Here is a 24080-nt window from a genome sequence, read left to right as displayed (position 1 = left end):
TTCTCTCGCAATGAGCTAAGAAAACTCTTCGTGCTGACTCTTCATGAGGAGGCGGTCCCGTAAAGGATATCTGCTCTCTCATGAGCCGAGAGATGCTTCGAGATTCCGAACCCTTCCACGGCGGATGAGATGGCTAGGTCGACATCTTCTGATGTGGCGCTGGGCACTGTGTCGATGAGCGAGCCGTCGAAGGGATTGGTTACATCAATGGTCTCCTCCCTGTTGTGCCATTCACCGTCAAGTAACATTTTCATTTCCTGCCTCCCTAATCTTTCTTAAAGTTTCGTCCACTTTTGTGGATAGAATAACGGATTGATCTGAAGAATAATAGTAGTTGGTTCGTTGTGCATAAAGAATTTGATTTTGCGAACCTATTTAATCAAGAAATAATATTAACCATTATGACTTGATTTCATAAAGGAAGGCAATATGATATATGAAGATATTCTGGGCGCGGTAGGAAACACTCCCATTGTAAAGCTGAGTCGGATTGGGGCAGATCTCGATTGCAAACTGTATGGAAAGTGCGAGTTTCTGAATGTGGGCGGTTCGGTGAAGGACAGGATCGGCGTAAGGATGGTGGAGGAGGCGGAGAAGTCCGGGCGCATTAAACCGGGCGATACTCTCATAGAGCCCACTTCCGGCAATACGGGAATAGGCATGGCGCTGACTGCCGCCGTAAAGGGGTACAGGATGATCATCACCATGCCAGAGAAAATGAGCAAGGAGAAACAGGTGGTCTTGGAGGCGCTGGGAGCCGAAATTGTCCGCACGCCTACTGAAGCGGCGTGGGATGCACCGGAAAGTCACATTGGGATTGCGAAAAAGCTCAACGAAGAAATCCCCAATTCCCATATTCTCGATCAGTACAGCAATATCGACAATCCCGATGCCCACTACCACGATACCGCTGGAGAGATTATTGAAGAAATGGGTGATAATCTCAGTATGGTGGTCATCGGCGTAGGCACCGGCGGCACAGTTACAGGTGTTGCGAAGCGCCTGAAAGAAGAGTTGCCTGATGTGACCATCGTTGGCGTAGATCCTCACGGCTCTATCCTCGGAGGCGGAACGGAGGTGTACCCGTATATGGTTGAGGGGATCGGCTACGACTTTTTCCCGGACGTGCTGGATAACTCCCTGGTGGACGAATACGTGAAGGTCAATGACAAAGACTCGTTCCTGGTGGCAAGACGGCTGGTCCGGGAGGAGGGACTCTTAGTGGGCGGTTCGTCTGGCTCAGCGGTGTGGGCGGCATTGCAGGTGGCCACGAGCCTGAATGAAGGTGAACGGTGTCTGGTGATCCTGCCCGACTCCATACGAAATTACCTCACCAAATTCGTCGATGATGACTGGATGAAGGAGCAAGGATTCCTTGAGTAAAGCCGTAGGTTAATGAGGTGGAGAATTGGGGTATTGGAGAAATGGAAGAACGCACCGCCCGCATTTCTCCACTTCTCCAACTATCCATCACTCCAATATGTTTTAGCAAGGTAAAGTGGAGGGAGAAATGAAGTTTGACACAAAGATTGTAAGGGCCGGGATCGAGTCGGACCCCACTACCGGCGCCATCGTGCCGCCCATCTACCAGACGGCGACTTACGTTCTACCCGAAGTTGGCCGCGACCTGGGATTTGACTACACCCGTTCGGCGAACCCGACGCGTCAGATGCTGGAAGAGCAACTCGCCGCCATCGAAGGTGGCAAGTACGGCGTTTGCTTTGCCAGCGGCATGGCTACCGTTGACAGTTGCATGAAGCTACTGAAAGCAGGCGATCATGTGGTCTGCTCAGATGATGTGTACGGCGGCGTCTCGCGCCATTTCAATCGGATCCTCGTCAACTACGACCTCCACTTTACATACGTGGATTCCTCTAATCCCCGTAAAGTGAAAGACGCTGTCTGCCCTGAAACGAAGATGCTCTGGGTAGAGACGCCCACCAATCCCCTGCTGAAGGTGACCGATTTGGTTGCCATGGCGCAAATTGCAAAGGAGCATGATCTGCTCTACGGTGTCGATTCAACATTTGCCACGCCCGTCTTCTTGAGGCCGCTGGAGTTCGGCGCCGACATGGTGGTCCACAGCACCACGAAATACCTGAGCGGTCATAACCAGCTCATCGGCGGGGTTGTCATCACAAGCCGGGAAGATATCTTCGAGGAGATGAAGTTCGTCCAGAAGACTATCGGCGCCGTGCCGAGTCCTTTCGATTGCTGGCTCACCTCCCTCGGGGTCAAGACGCTTCACCTCAGGATGGAACGGCACACCGCCAATGGACAGATCGTGGCTGAATTCCTGGAAGCTCACCCCAAGGTGGCAAGCGTGACCTATCCCGGCCTGCCTTCCCATCCTCAGCATGAAATCGCAAAAGTGCAGATGGATGGTTTCAGCGGCATGATCTCGTTCGAGTTGGAAGGTGGTATCGCGGCTGGAAAGACACTGATGAATACAGTAAAGCTGTGTGCGTTGGCGGAAAGTCTTGGTGCCGTGGAGACCATGATCACCCATCCCGCCACCATGACGCACGCGGATGTGCCGGCGGAGGAGCGCCACGCCCGGGGACTCACCGATGGCCTGGTGCGTATTTCTGTAGGGATAGAGGATCCGGACGACATCGTGGCAGATTTAGATCAAGCACTGGAGAGAGTTTAGTTTCTTATTGTGTCTGCTGAGCTACCTGCTGGTGGGATTTACCAGATCAACCTTCGGGTCGCTCGTTCCGTATCAATTCAGATAGGCAAACTAGGAAGGTTTAGATTCACGCCCGGGACTTACATCTATACCGGCCGGGCGAAACGGGGCCTGAAAGCGCGCCTCGAACGGCACCGCAGAAAAGATAAGCCTCTCCGTTGGCACATTGATTATCTCACATCTCATCCTGAGGTGGCAATAGAACGGATTGAAATCGTATCAGAGGATTTCGAAGCGGAATGCGTCGAAAATCAGAAACTGTTGCGAAAAAGGGGTGTTTCGGCTCCCGTCAAAGGATTTGGGGCCAGCGACTGTCGCGCCGGGTGTCCGGCACATCTGGCGAAGATTGATGGGGGATCGTGAGAGATGCCGGGTCCCTGTTGCAGACTGCAATCCCCTCTGTTGCAAGTTGTAAAGTCCGTGTGTTGCGATAGTGTCTCGAAGCGCCACCGTTTTGTCCTGTCGATGCGATGTTCTCTGTCGGCGGTCATGCTTCTCGCCGCAATAAGGATTGATGATTCCTGTACCTCAGTGTTAAACTCAAATCTGCAACTTCGGGAACCGAGAGAACAGTTGCTGCATTTGAGGTTCAAGAGGGACAATACAAGAGTCGAAAGGAGAGAACGAAGTGACTGAAAGCTACAATAGTATTGAGACAAAACTCATTCATGCTGGGGAACCTGATCCCAGAATCGGCGGGGCGGTGTCCATGCCAGTCTTCCAGTCGGCGATGTTCGAAACGGCCGGAGAAGAGAGCTACCACGACGTTCGTTACATCAGACTGAACAATACGCCCAATCACATAGCACTCCATGCAAAATTAGCTGCACTAGAGAACGCGGAAGACGCTCTTGTCACCTCCAGCGGTATGTCTGCCATCACCGTCACCTTGCTCACCTTCTTATCGGCCGGCGACCACTTTCTTATCCAAGATACTCTCTACGGCGGCACGCACACATTCGTCAATCATGATGTGGGCAAATGGGGGGTCGAGTTTGATTTCATTGACGGTGCCGATCCGGATTCATGGAAGGACAAACTTAAGCCCAAGACGAGGCTGATCTACGTTGAGACCATGTCCAATCCGCTGCTTCAGATAGGTGATCTGGAGGCCGTGACCGCATTTTCCCGGGAACACAGAATCATTTCTGTTATTGACAACACGTTTGCTTCGCCTGTCAATTTCCGGCCTGCGGAGTGGGGATTCGACATTTCGTGCCACAGCTGTACCAAGTATTTGAACGGTCACTCAGATATTGTTGCCGGCGCCATCATTGCCAGCGCCGACCTGATTGAAAAGATTACACACAAACTCAATCATTTGGGTGGCACGCTCGATCCGCACGCCTGTTTTCTCCTCCATCGCGGTATCAAGACACTCGCTTTGCGGATGAAGCAGCACAATGAGAGTGCGCAGAAGATTGCGCAATTCCTGGAGAATCATGAAAAAATAGAGAAGGTTAACTATCCCGGGCTTGCTTCGCACCCCGATCACGACCGCGGAAAGAAACTGTTTGATGGATTCAGCGGGATGCTCAGCTTCGAACTGAAAGAGGGGCTTGACGCGGCGAAACGGTTTTTGAACAAAGTAACCCTGCCGATCCTTGCTCCCAGCCTCGGCGGGGTCGAAACACTCATGACCCGACCGGCTGTGACCTCCCATGCCGGTATGTCGCCGTCAGAACGGGAAGCCATCGGTATCACCGACAGCCTTGTCCGCGTTTCCGCCGGAATAGAATCTGCGAAAGATCTGATTGGCGATTTTGATCAGGCGCTGACTGAGAGTTGATGAATGAAAACAGACGGCTACCTCACCGATGCTACTTTTGTACGGAGGCCGAATCGGTTTCTGACCATTGTCCGTATCAACGGCCGGGAGGAGGAAAGTCATCTGCCCGATCCGGGAAGGCTTGAGGAACTGTTAATTCCCGGTGTCAGATTGAAAGTCCGGCAGGTAGCAAATGAAAAACGGGAGAACCGCAAGACTGATTGGACAACAGTGCTAGTAAGAAAAGGGGAAGAGTGGGTCTCTATTGACTCAACGCTCCCGAATCGGTTTGTCCGTTCACTGCTTGAAAACCGTCAATTGAGTATATTTAAGAATTATCAACTGGTTCAGAGCGAGGTAAAGCTGGGTAATCACCGTTTCGATTTTCTTCTGCAAAAGAACGGTACTCCTCTCTATTTGGAAGTAAAATCGGTAACTCTTGTGGAAGACGGGGTGGCCATGTTTCCAGATGCTGTTACGGAGCGGGGACGGCGTCACATGAATGCTCTGGCGGAACTGTCCCGGAGTGGTGCGGGAGCGGCGGTGCTGTTTGTCTGCCAGCGCTCCGATGTGCGTTGCTTCCAGCCGCAGTGGGACAGAGACCAGAAATTCGCCCAGGCTTTGCTGGAAGCTGAACGGGCTGGTGTGCGCATCAGTGTCATCACAGCCGCTGTATCACCAGCCGCGATTGAATTCAAGAATACAGTCCCCTATGATCTGATGCCCTTCTGAATGTCTGATGAACAGTAACCTTCCCAGATTGTTACTTTACGGCTTGGTAGTTGCACTGACAGGCTGTGCAGCCGTCGGTCCGCCGCCGGGAGGACCGGTTGACAAAACGGCACCGGAACTGGTGAGCGTTGAACCGCCATCGGGCACGACACAGATAGCCGCCGGGCTGATGATCAGTCTCACCTTTTCTGAGAGGTTACAAGAGACACTTTCGGAAAAGGGTGTCAGGATTGAGCCGGTCTTGCACGATCCTCCTGAGGTTGTGCTGAAGAAGGATAAGATAACCGTTAAACTCCCTGATACACTTACGGATGAACAGACCTATATATTGACCGTCACCCGGGAGATTGAGGATGAACACAAGAACCGGCTCGATAAGACTTATCAGCTGGCATACAGCACGGGATCGTCTGTTTCGCAAGGCGCCATCAGTGGCTCGGTCTACGATATTGAAGGCAAATCGAGTCTCGTCTATCTATACAAGGTGAAAGGGCATCTGGACAGCCTTTTTCTGGAACAGCCTGATTACTATACTGAAACAGATGATTCAGGGCGTTATTCATTTTCACATCTGGGTGAGGGTGAGTATCAGCTATTGGCGTTTGAAGGAGGATCGCCGCCAGCCCCGTTGTCGTCGTCCCGCATGCCGTACGGGGTTCACTGGAGGGCTCCCCTGAACCTGAGCGAGGAGCGGAATACGTTTGCCGATGTGAATATGAAGATCGCGCACGAACCGAAAGCGTTCAAGGTGCTTGCCGTCTCAATGGAGAGTTCGCGGCAGGGTATCTTGCGGTTCTCGAATCCGTTGGAATTGACAACCGGGAATTCACCTGCATTGCAGTTCCGTGACACGCTTCATACTGTGGATATCAGTCCTCAAAATCTGTTTTCATCTATCCAGAATGACGAAGTTTTCTTTTACACGGATAGTCTTACTACTGGCGGCAGCTATACCCTTTCAGTCTCCTCACTGGAAGATCAGCTTGAACAGCCGCTGGAACCGTTCACCCGGTTAATTCAGATCCCGGATGCTGATTCACTCCTACCCCAGATAGTGATGCCTGAACCTGGGAAGAGAATAGAGATGGATCCTGGTGATTCTCATCTTGTGATTCGATTCTCTACTTTCATGCAGACAGAAATTGACAGCCAGTTCTTCTCATTGCAGGACCGATCGAGAGATACAGTTGCGATTGATTTTGAATGGCGACACCCAACAATCCTTGCTATAAGACCTGCCACAGAGTGGCAAGCTGAAGATGATTATGCGCTGACTCTTCAGGGAGAACGATTGCGCACTGCGGAAGGGATAGCACTTAAGGATTCGATCGTTGCATTCAAACTCAGGATAGGTAAGAAGATTGGCACAGGTGGTCTTTCTGGCACAGTTGCTGGAGACTTTGTTGAAGAGACGATAGTAGTAGTTGAGATGGCAGAAAAGCCCCAAAAATCTTCTTCAATTTCAGTAAATTCGGACGGCAGTTTTGAGTTTCCAGAACTGTTAGAAGGAATGTGGCTCCTGAGCGCTTTTCAGGATAAGGACGGCAACGGACGCTATACGACCGGCAGGGCGGTTCCGTTTGAACCAGCTGAGCCGTTTCTGGTATTGCCTGATACCATTGAAGTGAGAGCCAACTGGAAAACAGAAGAGATTCAGCTATACTATCCAGAAAGATGAAATAGTACTTTAGTAGAGAGGAAGAGTCTGCAAAGTGAAAGTGCCCAAGTTATTCGGTGTTATCATGGCTGGCGGTAAAGGTACCCGGTTCTGGCCCCTTAGCCGCAACGCGCGCCCAAAGCAACTCCTCAAGATCATCGGTGACACAACCATGCTCCAGATGACTGTCGATCGTCTGCGGAAAGTGAGGTTCGTCGAAGATATCTATGTGGTAAGCGGACCGGATCTGGCGCAACAAATCGGTTCGGAAATTGACGGCATTGCGAAAGATAACATTATCATCGAACCGTCAGGTAAGAACACAGCGCCATGTATCGGTCTGGTGGCACAGCATCTTCTCAAGAGGGATCCGGAAGCTGTTATGGGAGTCTTCCCTTCAGATCATCTTATCGTCGGCCATAGGTCGTTTTCAGGCGCCCTCAGGATCGCAAGAGATATTGCGGTATCAGATCATTATCTGGTGACTTTTGGAGTTGTTCCATCTTCACCTCATACCGGTTACGGCTATATACAGTTTGACAAGAGGAATGAACTTCCGGAAGGAAAGGCATTCGAAGTAAAAACGTTTGCTGAAAAGCCGACTCTGACAGTAGCACGACGATTCCTTAAGAGCGGCGATTTTTTGTGGAACAGCGGCATATTCGTCTGGCGGGCGGGCAGCTTCATGGACGCCATGGAACATCTGATGCCCGAGCATTTCAATATTCTGACGGAGATTGGCGACACTATAGGAAAACAGCACTACCAGTCTACCCTAAACGATAAGTGGTCTTTCCTTTCTCCTGAATCTCTCGATTACGGTATTTTGGAGCGGGCCGATAACATCTGTGTAGTACGTGCAGAGTTTGAATGGAATGATGTCGCCTCATGGAATTCGTATTACGATATCTTGCCATCCAATGGGGACGGGAATGTCGTGCGGGGAGATGGAATAGTTGTTGATGGCAGTGGCAATCTTATCCACTCTAACAATAAACTTACAGCGGTTGTAGGCTTGGATAATGTGGCGGTTGTGAACACCCCGGACGCCACGCTTGTAGTATCGAGAGACCATGCCGAAGAAATCAAAAAAGTCGTTGAACTCCTGCAAAAAGAAGGCAGGGATGAAGTTCTCTAATGAAATCAGAAGAACTGCTTGATCAGTTTGAGCAGCTTGCAGAACAGATGGGGATCAATCTCATCCAGGGTAAGGGTGATTTTGAAGGCGGCTTCTGTACAGTCAATGATGATCAGTTTGTTGTATTGAATAAGAATCAGCCACTTTCTCAGCGGTTGAGAGTATTGGGAGATTCCTTCAAGAAATTGCACATCGGAGACAGGTACATCGTACCCGCTTTGAGAGAATTTATCGAGTCTGAGGTAGAAGCGGAACAGTAGCAAATTGTCACATCGGAAAACGCTTGTTTGACCATATTGATTTAGCTATAATCACCGTCTCGAGTGGATTGAAAATTCGTTCTTGACCACTGTAAACTAATCGTTAGAAGGAAGCTATAATGAGTACCTTTCAATCATCAAATATCCGCAACTTCGCCATCGTAGGGCACGGTACGTCAGGTAAGACCGTCCTTGCGGAAGCGATGCTGTACAACGGCGGCGAAACCAATCGAATTGGAAAAATCGAAGATGGCACCACCATCTCTGATTACCATATCAACGAAACCAGTCGTCAGATTTCGATCAGTACCACCCCTCTCTACTGCGAGTGTGAGGGGAAGAAATTCAATATCCTCGATGCACCCGGTTTCCTCGATTTTATCGGGGAGGCGAGAAGTTCTATTCATGTGGCCGATTCAGTTTTGATTGCCGTGCCGGCTGTTTCAGGTCCAGAGGCTGGAACAGATCTGGTCTGGAAATATGCTGAGGAGCGCGGAATTCCAAAGTTGATAGTTGTGACAATGCTCAATAAAGAGCACACCAAGTTTGATACCGTTATGCAGGAAATGACGGATCATTTTTCCAAGCGTATCTTTCCATTCCTTTTGCCTGTGAATGCGGGTCCAGGTTTTAATCAGATTGCCGATGTTCTGCGACGGAAGATGTTGACCTACAAAACAGACGGTAGCGGCAAATATGAAGAAGAAGATCTGCCTGATGAATGGCAAGACAGAATTGACCAGCTGCACGAAGAGTTGATCGAGTATATTGCTGAGTCTGACGATTCTCTCCTGGAAAAGTTCTTCGATCAGGGCAACCTTTCAGAAGAGGAACTCCGCGACGGTCTCCACGACGCCATCCAGAACAGGACAGTCATTCCACTTGTCTGCAGTGCCGCTGACGCTAATGTGGGTGTCACGCGAATTATGGATCTTATTGCGAAATACTGCCCCTCACCGGCAGACAAAACCACCATTGAAGCTTGCAAACCCGGAACAGAAGAAGCAGTTGAATTCTCTACTAGTGAGAGTGATCCGGCCAGTATTCTGGTTTTCAAAACGGTCAGCGAGCCACATGTAGGGGAATTGTCATTCTTCAAAGTCTATTCGGGCAGTGTTAAGAACGGTATCGATCTGAAAAATACAACCCGTCAATCATCGGAACGGTTAGGACAAATTTTTGTGATGAATGGGAAAAACCGGAAGGATGCCGGGCAACTTTTTGCCGGTGATATTGGCGCCGTAGTGAAGTTGAAGAATACGCATACGGGTGACACTCTGTGTGAAGGCAGACTGAATGTAGAACTGCGCAAGGTCGAGTTTCCCACTCCATCCATTCATGAAGCTGTTATCACAAAATCCAAAGGCGACGAGGAGAAGATCGCCACCGGGCTGGCTACGTTGCATGAAGAAGATCCCACTTTTGTCTACAGGGTTGATCCCGAACTGAAGCAGACCATTATTTCCGGCCAGGGTGAGCTGCAGCTCGAAATCGTTGTTGAACGTCTGAGAAGGAAGTTCAATGTTGAAGTTGGTCTTGTTGAACCGAGAGTTCCTTTCCGTGAGACGATCAAGTCGGAGGGGAGCTCAAAGTACAGACATAAGAAACAGTCCGGCGGCGCGGGACAGTTCGCTGAAGTGTGGATGTCGGTTGAGCCTCTGGAAAGGGGCGGTGGCATCGAATTCAACAACAGTCTGGTTGGTCAGAATGTTGATAGAGTGTTCGTCCCGTCGGTTGAGAAAGGGGTGAATGCCGCTTGTGCGGAAGGGATCCTAGCCGGCTATATGGTTGTCGATCTGGAAGCCAATTTTTACGACGGTAAACAGCACCCGGTTGACTCAAAAGATATTGCATTCCAGATAGCGGGAAAAGGTGCATTCCGCGAGGCTTTCATGATGGCCAAACCGTGTCTCCTTGAGCCTATCAACGAGATAGAAGTAAGAGTACCGGAACAATTCATGGGTGATGTTATGGGGGATATCTCGGGCCGCCGCGGCAAGATTCTGGGGATGGGCTCTGAAAGCGGTTTTCAGGTTATCCGGGCGCTAATACCGCAAGCAAATCTTTATCGTTATTCAACTTCATTGCGCTCGTTAACCGGCGGCCGGGGAATGCATTCAGAAAAATTTAGCCACTACGAGGAGATGCCGAAGGATCTTGAGCAAAAGGTCGTTGCCGCAAGCAAGGAAGATGATTGATGGCGCTTGGTGAAGTGGTGGAGCGGTAGCAATGTATAGATCTTAAAGACTCTGGGCATGAATTAGTGAATAAAATCAACGGTCACATTGCCTATCTAAGTAAACAAGTAAGTTGAAGAAATCATAGCTGATGGCTACTCGCTGGTTACTACTCACGACTCACCAGCTACCAATAACCGCTCACCGAATGCCATCATCTATGAACCATCAAGCATGAAAAGACTTTGGGCTCCCTGGCGAATTGAGTACATCCGCCAGCTTAAGGAAGACGGTTGCATTTTTTGCGACAAGCCGGCCGATAGTGACGATCGTGAAATGTTGATCCTTTACAGGGGTAAACTGAGTTTCGTTATGATGAATCTGTATCCTTATAACAACGCTCATCTCATGATCGCACCTTATGAACACGTGGCCGATCCGATGGATATTTCCCTTGACAGCAAAATGGAAATAATGGCGTTGACGGATAGTTCCACGAGGATACTTAAGAAACTGATGAATCCCGAGGGATTTAACTTCGGAGCTAACTTTGGCGCTTCCGCAGGAGCTGGGATAGAAGAACACATTCACTATCACCTGGTTCCCCGCTGGCAGGGCGATACAAACTACATGCCTGTACTCGGTCATACGAAGGTGCAGGTGCAGGGTCTTACGGAGACTTACGACGAACTGAAGCCGGAGTTCAAGCGGCTCTGAACATGCTTGACTTCACCAAAACCTGGCTGCCGTACCTCTACCTGTATGGTGCCGGTGGAATTCTGTTTCTGGTCGGCATCGTGCTGACGGTCCGGCATAAGGCTTTGGATTTATCTCTCCGGCGGCACCGCCATTGGTTCAGAATTCTGATAATCGGTTTTGTCTGGTATGCCTTTATTCATGCCGCCGTCATTCTGGCGGCTCTGAAGGGATAGCGTCGATGAGCCAGACAATCGTCGGTACCGGTTTGGATCAGGCTGTTATCATCATCTATTTTGTTGCGGTGTTGTTATTTGGCAGTTACTTTGGCCGCTACGCGAAAACGACGTCGGATTTCTTCTTCGGCGGGAGGCGATATGCCTGGTGGTTGATTACCATTTCCATTGTAGCTACAGGTGTCGGTTCACACAGCTTCGTCAAGTATTCTTCCAAGGCGTTCCAGTACGGTTTTTCATCCACCATGACCTACATGAACGACTGGTTCTTCGTCCCTTTTTTCATGTTCGGCTGGCTACCGATCATCATCTATTCCCGGGTCCGCTCTATCCCTGAGTACTTCGAGCGGCGGTTCAACTTCACAGCCCGTTTCCTCGCTACGATCATGATTCTACTCTATATGATCGGCTACATCGCCATCGGTTTTCTCACTCTGGCTACGGCACTCTACAAGATCATGGGTCTGCCGTTGATGGGCACTGTCATCGTCATCGCAGTGCTAACCGCTGTATACATGCATTTTGGAGGTCAGACATCAGTTATTTTCACCGATCTTCTTCAAGGATTGATCTTGCTGTTTGCGGGCCTGTTTCTGTTTTTGTTGGGGATCGACTATTTAGGGGGATTCGACATATTCTGGGGCGCGCTCTCATCCGAACAAAAGCTGCCGCTGGCGCCCTTCAATTACCCGCCGGACTTTAATTTTGTAGGCATTTTCTGGCAGGACGGCATAGCCGGCTCCATCGGTTTCCTGTTTATGAATCAGGGGCTGATCATGCGCTTCATGGCCTGCAAGAGCGTCAATGAAGGCCGAAAAGCTGCTACTATGAACATCCTGGTTGTTCTACCCATCTCCGCGATTGTTGTCTCCAATGCAGGCTGGATTGGTCGTGCGATCGTGAGTGTATTTCCGGGGCAGATTGATCCCAATTTGAATCCCAATGATGTATTTGTGATTGTCACGAATCTGGTGGCGAAACCGGGTGTTTTTGGATTCATTATCGCCGCGCTCAGTGCTGCACTGATGTCCACTGTGGATACGCTGGTAAATGCTTCAGCGAATGTATTTGTGAATGATTTGTACCGCCCGTTTGTGAAGAAGGAGCACAGCGACAAACATTTCCTCGAGATTGCCCGTTGGACCTCGGTAGGAGTGACAGCGCTGAGTGTGATCCTGGTGCCTGTTTTCAATTCCTTTGGCACCATCTATGAAGCCCACGGCTGGTTCCATTCTACATTTACTCCGCCTCTCATCGTAGCTGTGTTCCTCGGTATTTTCTGGAAACGCTTCACGTCAGCCGCCGTCATTGCCACATTCACCATCGGCGCTGGACTCATGATCTTGGGGCAGGTTTTCCCGCAATTGATCGCACCCTTTGATCACGGCATTGAGATGATGCCCGGCAGACCGTACATCTACATAGGTGCGCTTTACAATATCGTGGTGTGTGCCGTCGTTGGCGTAGCTGTGAGCCTCGTGACGAAGCCGAAGAACCCTGAAGACATTAAAGGTCTGTCAATATTTGACGTGGCGAACGCCAGGGAATACTTCAAGGGCAGTAAACCGAATGATCGTGAAGGAAAAAAAGTTCTGGTGCAGTATAGAATTGTTGAAGATCAGGAAGATGTGATCCGCTTCTCGCGTAACGACTTGGAAAGAATGGCCGCCGATCCGGGTGATTTGGTATACATCATGGATAAGAGAAAGTGGATGGGTGGCTTGAAGTCCATTCATTCAGTTTACGGTACACCGCATGATGAGGACGGTATCGTTTATGTCACCGAAGAGCAGCGAAAGAGCGGCATGTTTGTGGAAGGCAGGCTTTTGGAAGCTGAGAAGGAAATGTAGAGTTTGACTGGCGAGACAATCTGTCTAAATTCTCCCCACTTTTTGAAAGAGATTTTCTGAGATAATTCCGGAGTAGCTCAATGGGTAGAGCGGGTGGCTGTTAACCACTAGGTTGGGGGTTCGAGTCCCTCCTCCGGAGCGTGCATTAACCCTATCGCATGATGGGGTTTTTATTACAGCCTGAAGTGGTTTCAATTGTTTCCCCCGAGGGGCCGGCGTAATTTTTCGCCTGTGAACTCTTTCTCGAATATTCTTCTTGATCACTTGGAAAGGTCAAATTCCCGTCTTTGCGTAGGGCTGGACATTGATACCGACCGCCTTTCCTACCCCTCTTCATCCACGCTCGATGACCTGAAGGATTACGTGCGCAAAGTCATCGATGCCACCTTGGATTCAGCCGCTGCCTACAAGGTCAACTTTGCCTTCTACGAGCGCCACGGTGGAGACGGCTACCACTGGCTGGAAGAGGTGGTGCGTCAGATTGACGGCCGCCGATTGGTCATCGCCGATGCAAAACGGGGTGATATCGCCAACTCAGCAAAGCATTACGCGACGGCAATTCTCGGTGAAATGGGTTTCGACGCGGTAACTGTCAGTCCGTATATGGGGAGAGATGCGATTGAGCCGTTCCTCAACCGGCCCGATAAGGGGGCATTCGTCCTCTGTGTGACGTCAAATGAGGGGGCGACAGATTTACAGTTGCAGAGGACAGGCGATGGATTCATCTACGAAAAAGTTGTTTCGCTGGTATCAGAACTGAATCAATCGGATAACTGCGGGCTTGTAGTGGGCGCCACCAGAAGCGAAATGATTTCAGACGTGAGGCGAACGGCAGGCGATGTGCCGTTTCTGATTCCCGGCGTGGGGGTTCAGGGAGGTGATCTGGAGGCGAGCGTTCGAGCTGGCAATGAAGGCGGGGTCGCCCTTATAAACGTCTCCCGCGCCATCATGTATGCGGGGGATCAGAGCGAATTCGCCATACGGAAGGCGGCTGAGGATTATTGTACAAGAATCAACGCTACACTGGAGTGACAAAAGGGCTACGGCGAAATGAGTGAACTGATTGAATTGATGAAAGAGACAGGCGCCATCCTTGAGGGCCATTTTCGGCTCACCTCAGCCCGCCACAGTGATGTTTACATTGAGAAATTCCGGCTCCTGGAGCGTCCTGATATCGTGGAGGAAATTGGCGCCATGATGGCCGAACCGTATAGCGGCGAGCAGATTGAAGTGGTGTTCGGGGCGGCCATAGGGGGAATCCTTTTGAGCAGCGCCGCCGCCAGAAAACTGGGCACTAAAGGTATATTCGCTGAGCGTTCCGACGGTGAACTGGCACTGAGGCGCGGGTTCCACATAGATCCCGGAACGACGGTTCTGGTGGTAGAAGATATCGTGACCACTGGCGGTTCCGTGCGCGAGCTACTGCAGATCGCGGAGGATCACGGCGCCACCGTTGCCGGCGTGGCATGTCTCGCTGATCGTACCGAAAGGGGCGTCGATTTCGGCTGCCCCACAACAGCACTGGTACACTATCCCGCTGTTTCCTGGGAACCTGATGCATGTCCCCTCTGTATGAAAGACGTTCCTCTGACCACTAGGGGTAGAACAGGGAAATGATAATTTTTCAACAGGTACCAAAACGGATAACGGGGTGGATGCTGCCGTTGATCCTATTTTTCGGTTGCGACGAGCGGCCACCGGAACTGGCTGTTATCGAAACAGAATTCGGGAATATGGTTATCAAGTTCTACGAAGATTCAGCCCCACAACATGTTGAAAGTTTTAGGATATTGGCGGGCGAAGGCTACTTTGATGGCACTACTTTTCACCGCGTAATTCCCGGGTTTGTGATTCAGGGTGGCGATCCGAATTCGAAGGACTCAGACAGGGGCAATGATGGTCAGGGGGGAAGGGCGGGCAAGTTCTACGGCATCGGCGACGAGGACAACAGTACCTCATGGATGCTCCCTGCCGAATTCAACGATCGTCCTCATTCAAGGGGTGCTCTCTCAATGGCCCGCAGCCGGGATCCCGACAGTGCCGGCAGTCAATTCTTCATCTGTGTTCAACCGATACCCCGACTGGATGGACAGTACACCGTTTTTGGGCAGGTTGTTCGCGGACTTGAGGTGATGGATAAGATTGTAAATGTTGAAACACCGAGAAAGTTTGACTCAAACTACAGAAGAGCCGACGGCGATAATCCTCAGAAACCGGTTAGAATGAAAGTCTACCTAACCACTGCTGAGATGCTCAGTATTGAACTTACGGAAGATGTATGAAACAGAATATAAAGATTGGGCTCGCTCTGGCGGGAGGTGGTGCGCGAGGTGCAGCTCATATCGGTGTACTGCAGGTTCTGCACGATAATAAGATACCGATTGATCTCATCGCAGGTACTTCGGCCGGCGCTATCATCGGCGCCATGTATGCCGCTACACTGGACCCCGGATGGGTTGAGAAGCGGTACATGGAATACATAGATAGTGATGAGTTCAGAGCAGTAGGTGTACATCATATCAGGAAAGGTGATGAGGGTAATGATTCATTTCTTAATCAGTTAGGTAAATTTGTAAAGGACAAACTGGTAATTACTGTTGCTCTCAGCCGCAAAGGAATTATCCAACGGAGCAAACTGGCTGCTTCAATCGAGTACCTCCTCCCGGTAAGAGATTTCTCAGAACTTAAGATACCGTTAAAAGTCGTTATATCGGATCTTAACCAAGTGGAGGCTGTTGTAGTTTCATCAGGCGATTTGATTGAGGCCGTCACACTCAGTTCAGCTGTACCGGGGTTTGTGGCGCCATCGCCCAAGAACGGTCAGCTTTTGGTAGATGGCGGTGTCGTTTCGCCGCTGCCGATAAATGTGTTGCTGGATACTGAACTGGATATGACTATCGCCGTTGATATCGCGCGGCGGGAACTGAAGATATTGAAAGAGTGTAACCTGATGGAACTCATGTCCCGCGCCGGCCAGGTGACCAGTGTAAAACTCTCTGATGAACTGTCCCGCAAGGCCGATGTTCTCATCGAACCTGATGTGGGAGGAGCGCACTGGTCTGAATTTCCCCGGATTGGTGAATTCATAAACAATGGCCGAGAAAGCACGCAGAAAGCACTTCCGCTCTTGAAAAGAGAGATGGAGAAACGCAAGAGATGGAGTTATCATTTTCGGCAATGGGTGAAGGCGAGAATATGAGGCGGAGTAGCAATAGTTGCTCTCAATATGGTAATTGGGGTTGATGGAAGAGAGAAAAGTGTGTAAAATCGCAACCTGAAAGAGCTATCATATGGACTTAAAGAAAATAGGGGTGGCTGTGTTCGTGATTGTCGTTTTGCTGGTGGCCGGGATTGTGGCGACAGGAAACGGAAGTGGCGGAGAGGGTGAAACGGTCTTGGCCGAGGCGGCTTTCCCTAGGATCGGCTCCAGCAAGGTTAAGGCCCCCGACTTCGATCTGGAAAAGGTTGATGGAGAAGTCGTTTCTCTGTCTGACTACAAGGGGAAAGTCATTATTCTTAACTTTTGGGCCACGTGGTGCATGCCTTGCAGGCAAGAGATTCCCTCATTAATAAGGTTGCAGGAAAAGTATCAGCATGATGTTGTTGTTCTGGGAATCTCCATGGACACAAACGGCGCTGATGTTGTGCCTGATTTTGTCGATAAGTTCAGTATCAACTATCCGATACTTTACGGCGACAGCCAAGTGGCAAATCAGTACGGTGGGGTGACAGGAATTCCTACGACATTTATCATAGATAGAGACTTTCATGTCAAACAGAGATATATTGGATTCAGACCGCACTACGTAATTGAAAACGATATCGCAAAACTTCTATAAGATTCAATCCAGATGGAATCATTTGAGCCGGTGTTAGCCATACCGGCTTTTTTATAGAGAAACAATGTCAAAGTGAAAACAATACTCAGTCAGACTGTTTTCGTTCTAATTTCTGTTTTCCTCCTCTCCGCTGAAGATGAATACTGGCAGCAGTTTGTTCACTATAGCATGGACGTCTCGCTCAATCCAGTGGAACATCTGATCTCGGGTAAGTCATCTATCGTTTACGTTAATCACTCGCCTGATACCTTGGATCGCATCTACATGCACCTCTATCCCAACGCCTTCCTGCACGGTTCGGTGAAATACGAAGAAAGTTCGAACTACGGTGTAGTCTCCAAGTTCATGCTGAAATCATTCCCAGATGACAGCTCCAGTTATCTGCGGATAGATGATTTCGCGGTTGCCTCTACGGAAGAGGGCACGTCCCGAACGTTTGAGATTGATGACACGATCCTCCAAGCCCCTCTTCCGGCGCCGCTCCTTCCCGGCGATTCTGTCACTATCGAGATCGACTGGGAGCACAAAGTCCGGAAGTTCTACGGACGCGCCGGATACAGAGATGAACAGTACGATGTCGCCCAGTGGTATCCCAAGATGGTGGTCTATGATGAAACAGGCTGGCATCCCGATCCTTTCCACGCCATGGGGGAGTTCTACGGTGAGTTTGGTACTTACGACGTGATTATCGATGTTCCAGAAAGATTCACCGTTGCCGCTACGGGAGTCTTGACTGCCGGCGATCCAGGATGGAGCCGCGTTGCGGTTGACACTTCCATGGATTTTCAGGAGTGGCTCGCCGTCATAGACAGCATTGAGATCGACTCCTCCGCCCGGCGAACCATGACCTTTCACGGAAAGCAGGTTCACGACTTTGCTTGGATCGCATCGCCCGACTTCGTTTACGAAGACGGCCAGTGGGGTGGTATAGACATTCACGTTCTGTATGATAGAGATTCGGCCGAAGACTGGTCGAAAGAGGTGGTCAAACGGACTAAGCGAGTTCTTGAGTGGCTCTCTACCCGGTTCGGTGAATACCCCTATCCACAGGTCAGTATAACCCACAGCTTGCAGGGAGGTGGCATGGAATACCCCATGCTGGTGATGGACGGTAGTGATTCTGAGGGACTCATCGCCCATGAAGTGGGGCACATCTGGTTCTACGGCATACTGGCGAACAACGAAGTAGAAGAAGCGTGGCTTGATGAAGGGTTCACCTCTTTTCAGGACGCTTGGTACATGGCGCACACTTATCCTCCTCACGGCATCGATCTCGAGCACAGTCGCTGGTATGGCGATTTCGAAAAGAAATACTGGCAGTTCCTTGGCGAGCGCAACAATGTGCAGTGGACGATTATTCGCTTCATGACAAGCCGTCACAATGAACCTATCGACACAAAATCGTATCTCGCCTCAGGGTGGTCTGCCTACGGGTTGAACGCCTACACAAAGCCTCACATGATGCTCTACTCCTTGAGGAATCTCTTGGGTGGTGAAACTTTCGATAGCGCCATGCAAAACTACTACCATCGCTGGAAACTAAAGCACACCAACGAAGACCGTTTTCGCCAGGCTATGGAAGAGACAAGTGGCGAGAATCTCGATTGGTTCTTCGAACAGTGGCTGCACCAGGCTTCGTACAACGACTACGCGCTGGGCGACTGGTGGATGAAAAAAGGGGATAACGGAACTTACGATCTGTCGCTTCGCATCGAAAAAAAAGGGGGTATGCGCTATCCTCTCGACATCAGGGTAGTGACGGAAAATGGAGACACCACGTTCACCCGCTGGACAAATCATTTGCGGGGAGACGAAGATATCTTCTCCCTTGTGCTGCCGTCGAAACCTGTCGATATCATGATCGATCCTGACAATTGGACCATGGACATTGATTTGCGCGACAACGTATCTGGCTCTCTGCCCGATGATGTTATCTTCAACTGGCCCGGCATGGGTTATAATCCCCGCGCCGCTTACGTCTTGCGCTGGAATCCGGTCTTTTGGTACCACGAAAAGGATGGTCTGAAGCCGGGTTTGTCCTTCCGGCGCTCGTACGGTCCGTGGCACAGGTTCAACTTTTTCTTGACGAGCGGCCTCAAGTCCCAAAACCTCTACGGTCAGATTAACTTCAGCGAGACGCTCAAATCGTTCATCCCGTGGCTCACTGTTTCGGCAAATGTATTTTTTTTGGAAGGACTACGCGGCGGAGACGTGGATTTCAGTTATGGGTGGTCTCGGTTCTACGGTTTGCCGCCCAACCATACAGTAACTGCCGGTTTCTACTTCAATCAGGCCGGCAACTCGGGCTATACAGATCTGTATCAACCCGGGGAGACTGGTGTACTTTACGGACGCTATGGCGTCGGCGTCCACCGAGGCGGAATGGGGAGGGAACTTCAACTGGAAGCGGCAACCTCGGTAGAGGGTATGAGTGACTGGAGCTTCAGCCGGCTGCAGGCGAAAGGAAAGATGAAGTTCCCCGTGGGAAAACTCGGTACCGCACTCTCGTTTTTCTTAGGGAAAGTGTGGGGTGGAGCGAAAGGTGTTCCCGGACAGGAGAAGTTCACTGTTGAGAGTGCTGGCTCCGGCGATTATTACGCGAAACCTTATCTCAGACATGCGTCGGCCTTTTACGGCGTTGAAGCGGCGAGGAATCACTTTCATATAAATGGAGAAGGAAACTTGCGCGGCTACTACGATCACGACTTCTCCGGCGCCGAAACTGTACTGGCGGCAACCTTTGAGGGAAACTACAGTCTGCCAACTCCCGCCGTAAAGACTCGAATGCGTATCTTTGTGGAAGGCGGCTCGTTCAGGAGCGAACTGGCTTCCGACGGACTCAACGGCGACATACTGGCTGATGTGGGTGCAGGCTTTGTCTTTAGCAAGAAGATAGCAGGCAAGACGTGGAGATTGCGCATGGACTTTCCTTTCTGGCTCAATCATACCGCCAATCCGGCGGGGCGGGAGATCAAGTCCTTAGACCTCACGCGATGGGTCATCGGCTTCGATGGTGGCCTGTAGCCACGGCTTGTAATTACGGGCTGAAAGAGGTACACTTACTGAAATGGCGCTCCGAGGGATTCCTTCGTGAAAAAGACACTGATTCTTGCCTCACTTCTGTTGGTTCTCTTGCTGTTGTCAGCCTGCGGTGACTATAAGGATGCCGATGAGGATATCTCAAAGGTGTACGTTACCTACCAGAAAGCCGATAAGGTTGGTGTCATCAACGCAAGTACAGGAGAGATCATCAGGGAAGTGGACGTCGATTTCACACCGGGAATCCTCGATCGGCCTCATTTTGTGGTCATTGATGACGAGAATAAAAAGTGGTACGCGACACTCATCTCTTCGGGCATCGTGGCGAAATTCGATCTTCTCACGGATGAGCTTGAGGATACGGTAGATGTGGGCAACATGCCTGCCCTCATGACACTCTCCCAAGATGGTCAGTTTCTCTATGTCTCCCGCTTCATGCCCATGGGGGGAGTGGCGCTGCAGTCGAAAGAGATACACAAGATTCGTACATCTGACATGAGTATTATGGGAACTGTAGATGTTGATGCAGAATCTCCCCACGGCATCACTATCGATCTTGCGGGCGATTATGTCTGGAGTGCCAGCTTCAGTTCGTCGTGTCTGTTCAAGATTGATGTGGAGAAATTTGGTGACCCCGAGTATGAGCCGGAGCGCTTTCCCCTAGCGTCCGAATACGAACAGAGCCAGAGTGCCCCCGGTTGCGCCTCATTCGCTGACAACTGGGCACAGGCCTTGCAGATGGAAATGGCACCATCGGTCAATCGTGTTTATATTACTCTATCGGGTAGAGGAGAAGTCAGATCTTACGATACGGAAACCGGCGCCCTCTTCGGTCAGTGGCCTGTGGGCAGTTCTCCCTGGCATCTGGTAGTATCGCCCGATGGAAACGCCGTGATTGCAGCTAACCGGGGAGATAACAGCGTCTCAGTCATCGATCTGAGCCATGATGTTCCTCCTGCCGAGATAACAGGAGATCTATTTAATATGCCGCACGGCGTTGGCGTTTCACACGATGGCGAAAGGATATTCATCACCAGCAGTGCCGCATCGGGTGGAATAAGCTATCTTCACATAATCGACTCCAATACACTTACGATCTCCCATAATGTCGTCCTCGGAGAAGACGTCATGGCCACAGGCCTGGCGGTGATGCAAAGCGTCTGTTCTGACTGTGACTAGATTCGGAATATCCATACCGCTAACGTCATCACTCCTGTTCCTCCTTGCGTGTGAGCATACGGAAGAGATACCTCCTGATGATGAATTCCCCATTCAGACCGTCTTCAAGGTAGAGGACTTCGAACCGGCGACGGAGTGCAAGTCGTGCCATCCGACCCAATACAGAGAGTGGTCCGGTTCCATGCACGCCTACGCCATGAAGGATCCTGTATGGTTTACCTCACACACAAATGAACAGCAGCACTTCGCTGTGGAGGGAGACCGGGACTTGGGACAGTTCTGCATAATGTGCCACTCGCCTGTAGCTTTCCTGACGGAGGCCATCGAAGATCCGTCATCATTGACCATTGATGACACGTCATCGCTGGCGCCGCAGGTGAGAGAGGGAATCGGCTGTTCCTTTTGCCACGCCACAACGCACATGTCGCCTACCACTGAGGTAGCCGCATCGGGAGGCGATTTTGAGGCGATCTTCTATTTCCTCAACACGGGCAATGTGAAGTATGGCACACTGCAAGATCCCATCGCGAACAGCGCTCACGAATCTCAATACCACCCCGATTATGACAAATCCGAGTTTTGTCGCGGCTGTCACGATATGACCATCGACGGCCTGGACGCAGAGGTTACGTTTACGGAATGGAGCGGTACCGCCTTTCAGGCCATGGGCGTTGAATGTCAGACGTGCCACATGCAGACATACGGTGGTTATGCGGTGGACCGCGAACTGTTTCCGGAAGCACCGCTGAGAGAGAATCTGCACCGGCACAGCTTCGCCGGCGTCGATCGTGCCCTGACGGCTTTCAGACAGGAAGATGCCCAGCTTGAGGCAATCGAAGATCTCATGAAGGTTACTGCGGAGCTTAACTTCCAGCCGTCCCTTCCTGATACAGTTTTGTCCGGGGACACGTTGCAAATTTCTCTCATCGTCACCAATAGCGCCGGACACAGTCTGCCATCCGGCGTCACCTTTGCGCGGCAGCTGTGGCTGGAGGTGACCGCTGTCCAGGAGGGTGATACGCTCTACGAAAGCGGTTTTCTGAACGAGGATCTTGATCTGTATGACTTCTACCTTGATCCAGAAGGTGTGATCGACCCGGACATCACCGTCTTCCGGACAGTGCTGTACAATGCCGAAGGAGATTCAGGCTTGCGCCACGTATCGGTGGAGAGGATATCACACTTCACGGACAATACTATTCCGGCGCAGGGATCGAAGACGGTGCGGTATCCTGTCATTTTAGATGATGCGTTTGAAGGAATCATGGACGTTAACATTCGGCTGAGGATGAGGGCGCTGCCGCCTTTTCTCCTGCGCGAGCTCGGACACGGTGAGTTCGTCCCACGGCTCACCATCTTTGATATTGCTGCCCTCTCGGGTTCGGTAACGGTTCGCTCTGGCGGATGATTCTGCGCTGCAGCTTCTTATTTCTTGCTCTCCTCCCTCCGGTTGTCTGCGCTCAAACCTTTGAGCGGCAGATTGATCCATTTCCAGTAATCTCAGGCGGTGTCGTCGTCGAGACGCCCTTCCTGGGCGGTTTCAACCAGCCGGTCCCACAGTTCGTCGATTGGGACCGTGACGGCCTTCTCGATCTATTTGTTCTGGATCAGGACGGCAGGTTGCAATTCTATCGCAACGGCGGCTCACCCGGAGAGCCTCAGTTTCAGCTTGATACGAAGTGGTTTCAGAAGCTCGATGTTGGAAGATGGTATAGATTTGTCGATCATGATCTCGACGGAGATCCAGATCTGCTGTGCCAGACGCCAGGGTCATCCGCCGTCTCCGTCTATCGCAACAGTGACGACATGTTTGAGTTGGCGACGGATCGATTGGTCACAGACGACGGAGCTCTCGTGAGTGGAGGGCAGATTGTGATCCCGACGCTGGCCGATATCGACGGAGACGGTTGGCCTGATCTGTTTGTGGGTTCGTTGGCGGGAACGGTCACCCATTATAGTAATCTCGGCTTGAAAGATCACTTGCCTCTCTTTCATCTTGAGTCGGAGACATTCCAGGACATATCTATCGTCTGGGTTCCCGGCAGGGGCGACAGGCACGGAGCCAACGCGCTGGAGTTCTATGACATAGACGCCGACAACGATTTCGATCTGTTCTGGGGCGATCTCTTCCAGCCGGGGCTCTTCTTTCTCGAGAATGTCGGCACACGGGATACGCCTGATATTCGAGACAGCCTGATGGTAGTCACTTATCCTCAATCCCGTCCGGTGGCGACAGCCGGCTTCAACGTACCCCGTTTTGCTGACGTCGATTCTGATGGTGACGGCGACCTCTTTATCGGCGTCCAGTCCGGCGCCTACGGAACCGACTATACGAACAACTTTTGGCACTACGAAAATGTGGGCATGGAGTCGTTCGCTGACTTCGAGTTCAAGACGGTGAACGCTATCACTACCCTCGATATAATCGCCAGTTCAATCCCAGCGCTGGCAGATATAGACAATGATGGCGATGACGATCTTTTCGTCGGCAACGAGTTCGATCCGCAAAATCCCGGGTGGAAAGGAACTGTCACTTTCTTCAGGAACAGCGGCACGGCCTATGAACCGAGCTTCAGCCTCGAGGACTCGAGTTTCTTCGACATTCCTATCGGGAACAACCTGTCGCCTGACTTCACCGACATCGATTGCGACGGTGACTTAGACGCATTCGTTGGCGACTGGAACGGCAAGATTCACTTGCTTGAGAATAACGGCAGTGTCGACTTTCATCAGTTCGATTATGCCGGCGAAGTGAGCGGTATTGATCTGAGCGGCAGGGCGTCACCCGTCTTCGCTGACTGGGACGGCGACGGCGAT

Annotated in this window: 22 protein-coding genes and 1 tRNA gene; 22 read left to right on the top strand and 1 reads right to left on the bottom strand. The window is 51.0% G+C overall.

All coding sequences use genetic code 11. The annotated features are described in order from the left end of the window. Positions 1-41: 41 nt before the first annotated feature. Complete coding sequence (locus QF669_07635; protein MDP6457302.1) at positions 42-254, bottom strand: aldehyde dehydrogenase family protein; 213 nt, start codon at positions 252-254, stop codon at positions 42-44. Positions 255-429: 175 nt separating this feature from the next. Between QF669_07635 and QF669_07630 the strand changes: the two genes are divergently transcribed. The 22 genes from QF669_07630 to QF669_07525 all read left to right on the top strand — a co-directional run. Next, positions 430-1383, top strand: coding sequence for a cystathionine beta-synthase (locus QF669_07630; GenBank protein ID MDP6457301.1), 954 nt, complete (start codon positions 430-432; stop codon positions 1381-1383). Between the two features lie 127 nt (positions 1384-1510). Next, positions 1511-2653, top strand: a complete 1143-nt coding sequence (locus QF669_07625; GenBank protein MDP6457300.1) for a PLP-dependent aspartate aminotransferase family protein — start codon at positions 1511-1513, stop codon at positions 2651-2653. Between the two features lie 9 nt (positions 2654-2662). After that, positions 2663-3055, top strand: coding sequence for a GIY-YIG nuclease family protein (locus QF669_07620; protein ID MDP6457299.1), 393 nt, complete (start codon positions 2663-2665; stop codon positions 3053-3055). A gap of 265 nt (positions 3056-3320) precedes the next feature. After that, complete coding sequence (locus tag QF669_07615) at positions 3321-4481, top strand: aminotransferase class I/II-fold pyridoxal phosphate-dependent enzyme (protein ID MDP6457298.1); 1161 nt, start codon at positions 3321-3323, stop codon at positions 4479-4481. Between the two features lie 3 nt (positions 4482-4484). Next, on the top strand, positions 4485-5192 hold the full coding sequence (gene sfsA / locus QF669_07610; GenBank protein ID MDP6457297.1) for a DNA/RNA nuclease SfsA: 708 nt from the start codon (positions 4485-4487) through the stop codon (positions 5190-5192). Between the two features lie 7 nt (positions 5193-5199). Beyond that, positions 5200-6870, top strand: coding sequence for an Ig-like domain-containing protein (locus QF669_07605; protein MDP6457296.1), 1671 nt, complete (start codon positions 5200-5202; stop codon positions 6868-6870). Between the two features lie 40 nt (positions 6871-6910). Next, positions 6911-7987, top strand: coding sequence for a mannose-1-phosphate guanylyltransferase (locus QF669_07600; protein ID MDP6457295.1), 1077 nt, complete (start codon positions 6911-6913; stop codon positions 7985-7987). Beyond that, positions 7987-8247, top strand: coding sequence for a hypothetical protein (locus tag QF669_07595; protein MDP6457294.1), 261 nt, complete (start codon positions 7987-7989; stop codon positions 8245-8247). Before QF669_07600 ends, QF669_07595 begins: the two co-directional genes overlap by 1 nt. Before the next feature lie 119 nt (positions 8248-8366). Continuing rightward, positions 8367-10445, top strand: coding sequence for an elongation factor G (locus tag QF669_07590; GenBank protein MDP6457293.1), 2079 nt, complete (start codon positions 8367-8369; stop codon positions 10443-10445). Positions 10446-10658: 213 nt separating this feature from the next. Continuing rightward, positions 10659-11141 carry an HIT domain-containing protein gene (locus QF669_07585; GenBank protein ID MDP6457292.1) on the top strand — a complete coding sequence of 161 codons (483 nt, stop codon included), beginning with the start codon at positions 10659-10661 and terminating at the stop codon, positions 11139-11141. Positions 11142-11143: 2 nt separating this feature from the next. Further along, complete coding sequence (locus QF669_07580) at positions 11144-11356, top strand: hypothetical protein (GenBank protein ID MDP6457291.1); 213 nt, start codon at positions 11144-11146, stop codon at positions 11354-11356. Positions 11357-11361: 5 nt separating this feature from the next. Beyond that, on the top strand, positions 11362-13206 hold the full coding sequence (locus QF669_07575; protein MDP6457290.1) for a sodium/solute symporter: 1845 nt from the start codon (positions 11362-11364) through the stop codon (positions 13204-13206). Positions 13207-13272: 66 nt separating this feature from the next. Further along, positions 13273-13345 (top strand) — tRNA-Asn (locus tag QF669_07570). Between the two features lie 92 nt (positions 13346-13437). After that, positions 13438-14238 (top strand): orotidine-5'-phosphate decarboxylase, encoded by an 801-nt coding sequence (pyrF, locus tag QF669_07565; GenBank protein MDP6457289.1) that lies wholly within the window; start codon positions 13438-13440, stop codon positions 14236-14238. A gap of 18 nt (positions 14239-14256) precedes the next feature. After that, positions 14257-14823: an orotate phosphoribosyltransferase gene (gene pyrE / locus QF669_07560; protein MDP6457288.1), complete on the top strand. Its 567-nt coding sequence runs from the start codon at positions 14257-14259 to the stop codon at positions 14821-14823. A 38-nt stretch (positions 14824-14861) separates the two neighbouring features. Next, positions 14862-15488, top strand: a complete 627-nt coding sequence (locus QF669_07555; GenBank protein ID MDP6457287.1) for a peptidylprolyl isomerase — start codon at positions 14862-14864, stop codon at positions 15486-15488. Then, positions 15485-16405, top strand: coding sequence for a patatin-like phospholipase family protein (locus QF669_07550; GenBank protein MDP6457286.1), 921 nt, complete (start codon positions 15485-15487; stop codon positions 16403-16405). The genes QF669_07555 and QF669_07550 overlap by 4 nt, the downstream gene beginning before the upstream one ends. Before the next feature lie 91 nt (positions 16406-16496). Then, positions 16497-17045 carry a TlpA disulfide reductase family protein gene (locus QF669_07545; protein MDP6457285.1) on the top strand — a complete coding sequence of 183 codons (549 nt, stop codon included), beginning with the start codon at positions 16497-16499 and terminating at the stop codon, positions 17043-17045. A 72-nt stretch (positions 17046-17117) separates the two neighbouring features. After that, on the top strand, positions 17118-20069 hold the full coding sequence (locus tag QF669_07540; protein ID MDP6457284.1) for a M1 family aminopeptidase: 2952 nt from the start codon (positions 17118-17120) through the stop codon (positions 20067-20069). Positions 20070-20135: 66 nt separating this feature from the next. Next, positions 20136-21263, top strand: coding sequence for a beta-propeller fold lactonase family protein (locus QF669_07535; protein ID MDP6457283.1), 1128 nt, complete (start codon positions 20136-20138; stop codon positions 21261-21263). Next, complete coding sequence (locus QF669_07530) at positions 21256-22671, top strand: multiheme c-type cytochrome (GenBank protein ID MDP6457282.1); 1416 nt, start codon at positions 21256-21258, stop codon at positions 22669-22671. Before QF669_07535 ends, QF669_07530 begins: the two co-directional genes overlap by 8 nt. After that, positions 22668-24080, top strand: a 1413-nt coding sequence (locus tag QF669_07525; GenBank protein ID MDP6457281.1) for a VCBS repeat-containing protein, incomplete at its 3' end; no start/stop codon positions are given. The genes QF669_07530 and QF669_07525, both read left to right, overlap by 4 nt.

Source organism: Candidatus Neomarinimicrobiota bacterium (assembly GCA_030743815.1).
Taxonomy (GTDB): Bacteria; Fidelibacterota; Marinisomatia; order Marinisomatales; family S15-B10; genus UBA2146.
This window is presented reverse-complemented; position numbering and strand designations above follow the sequence as displayed.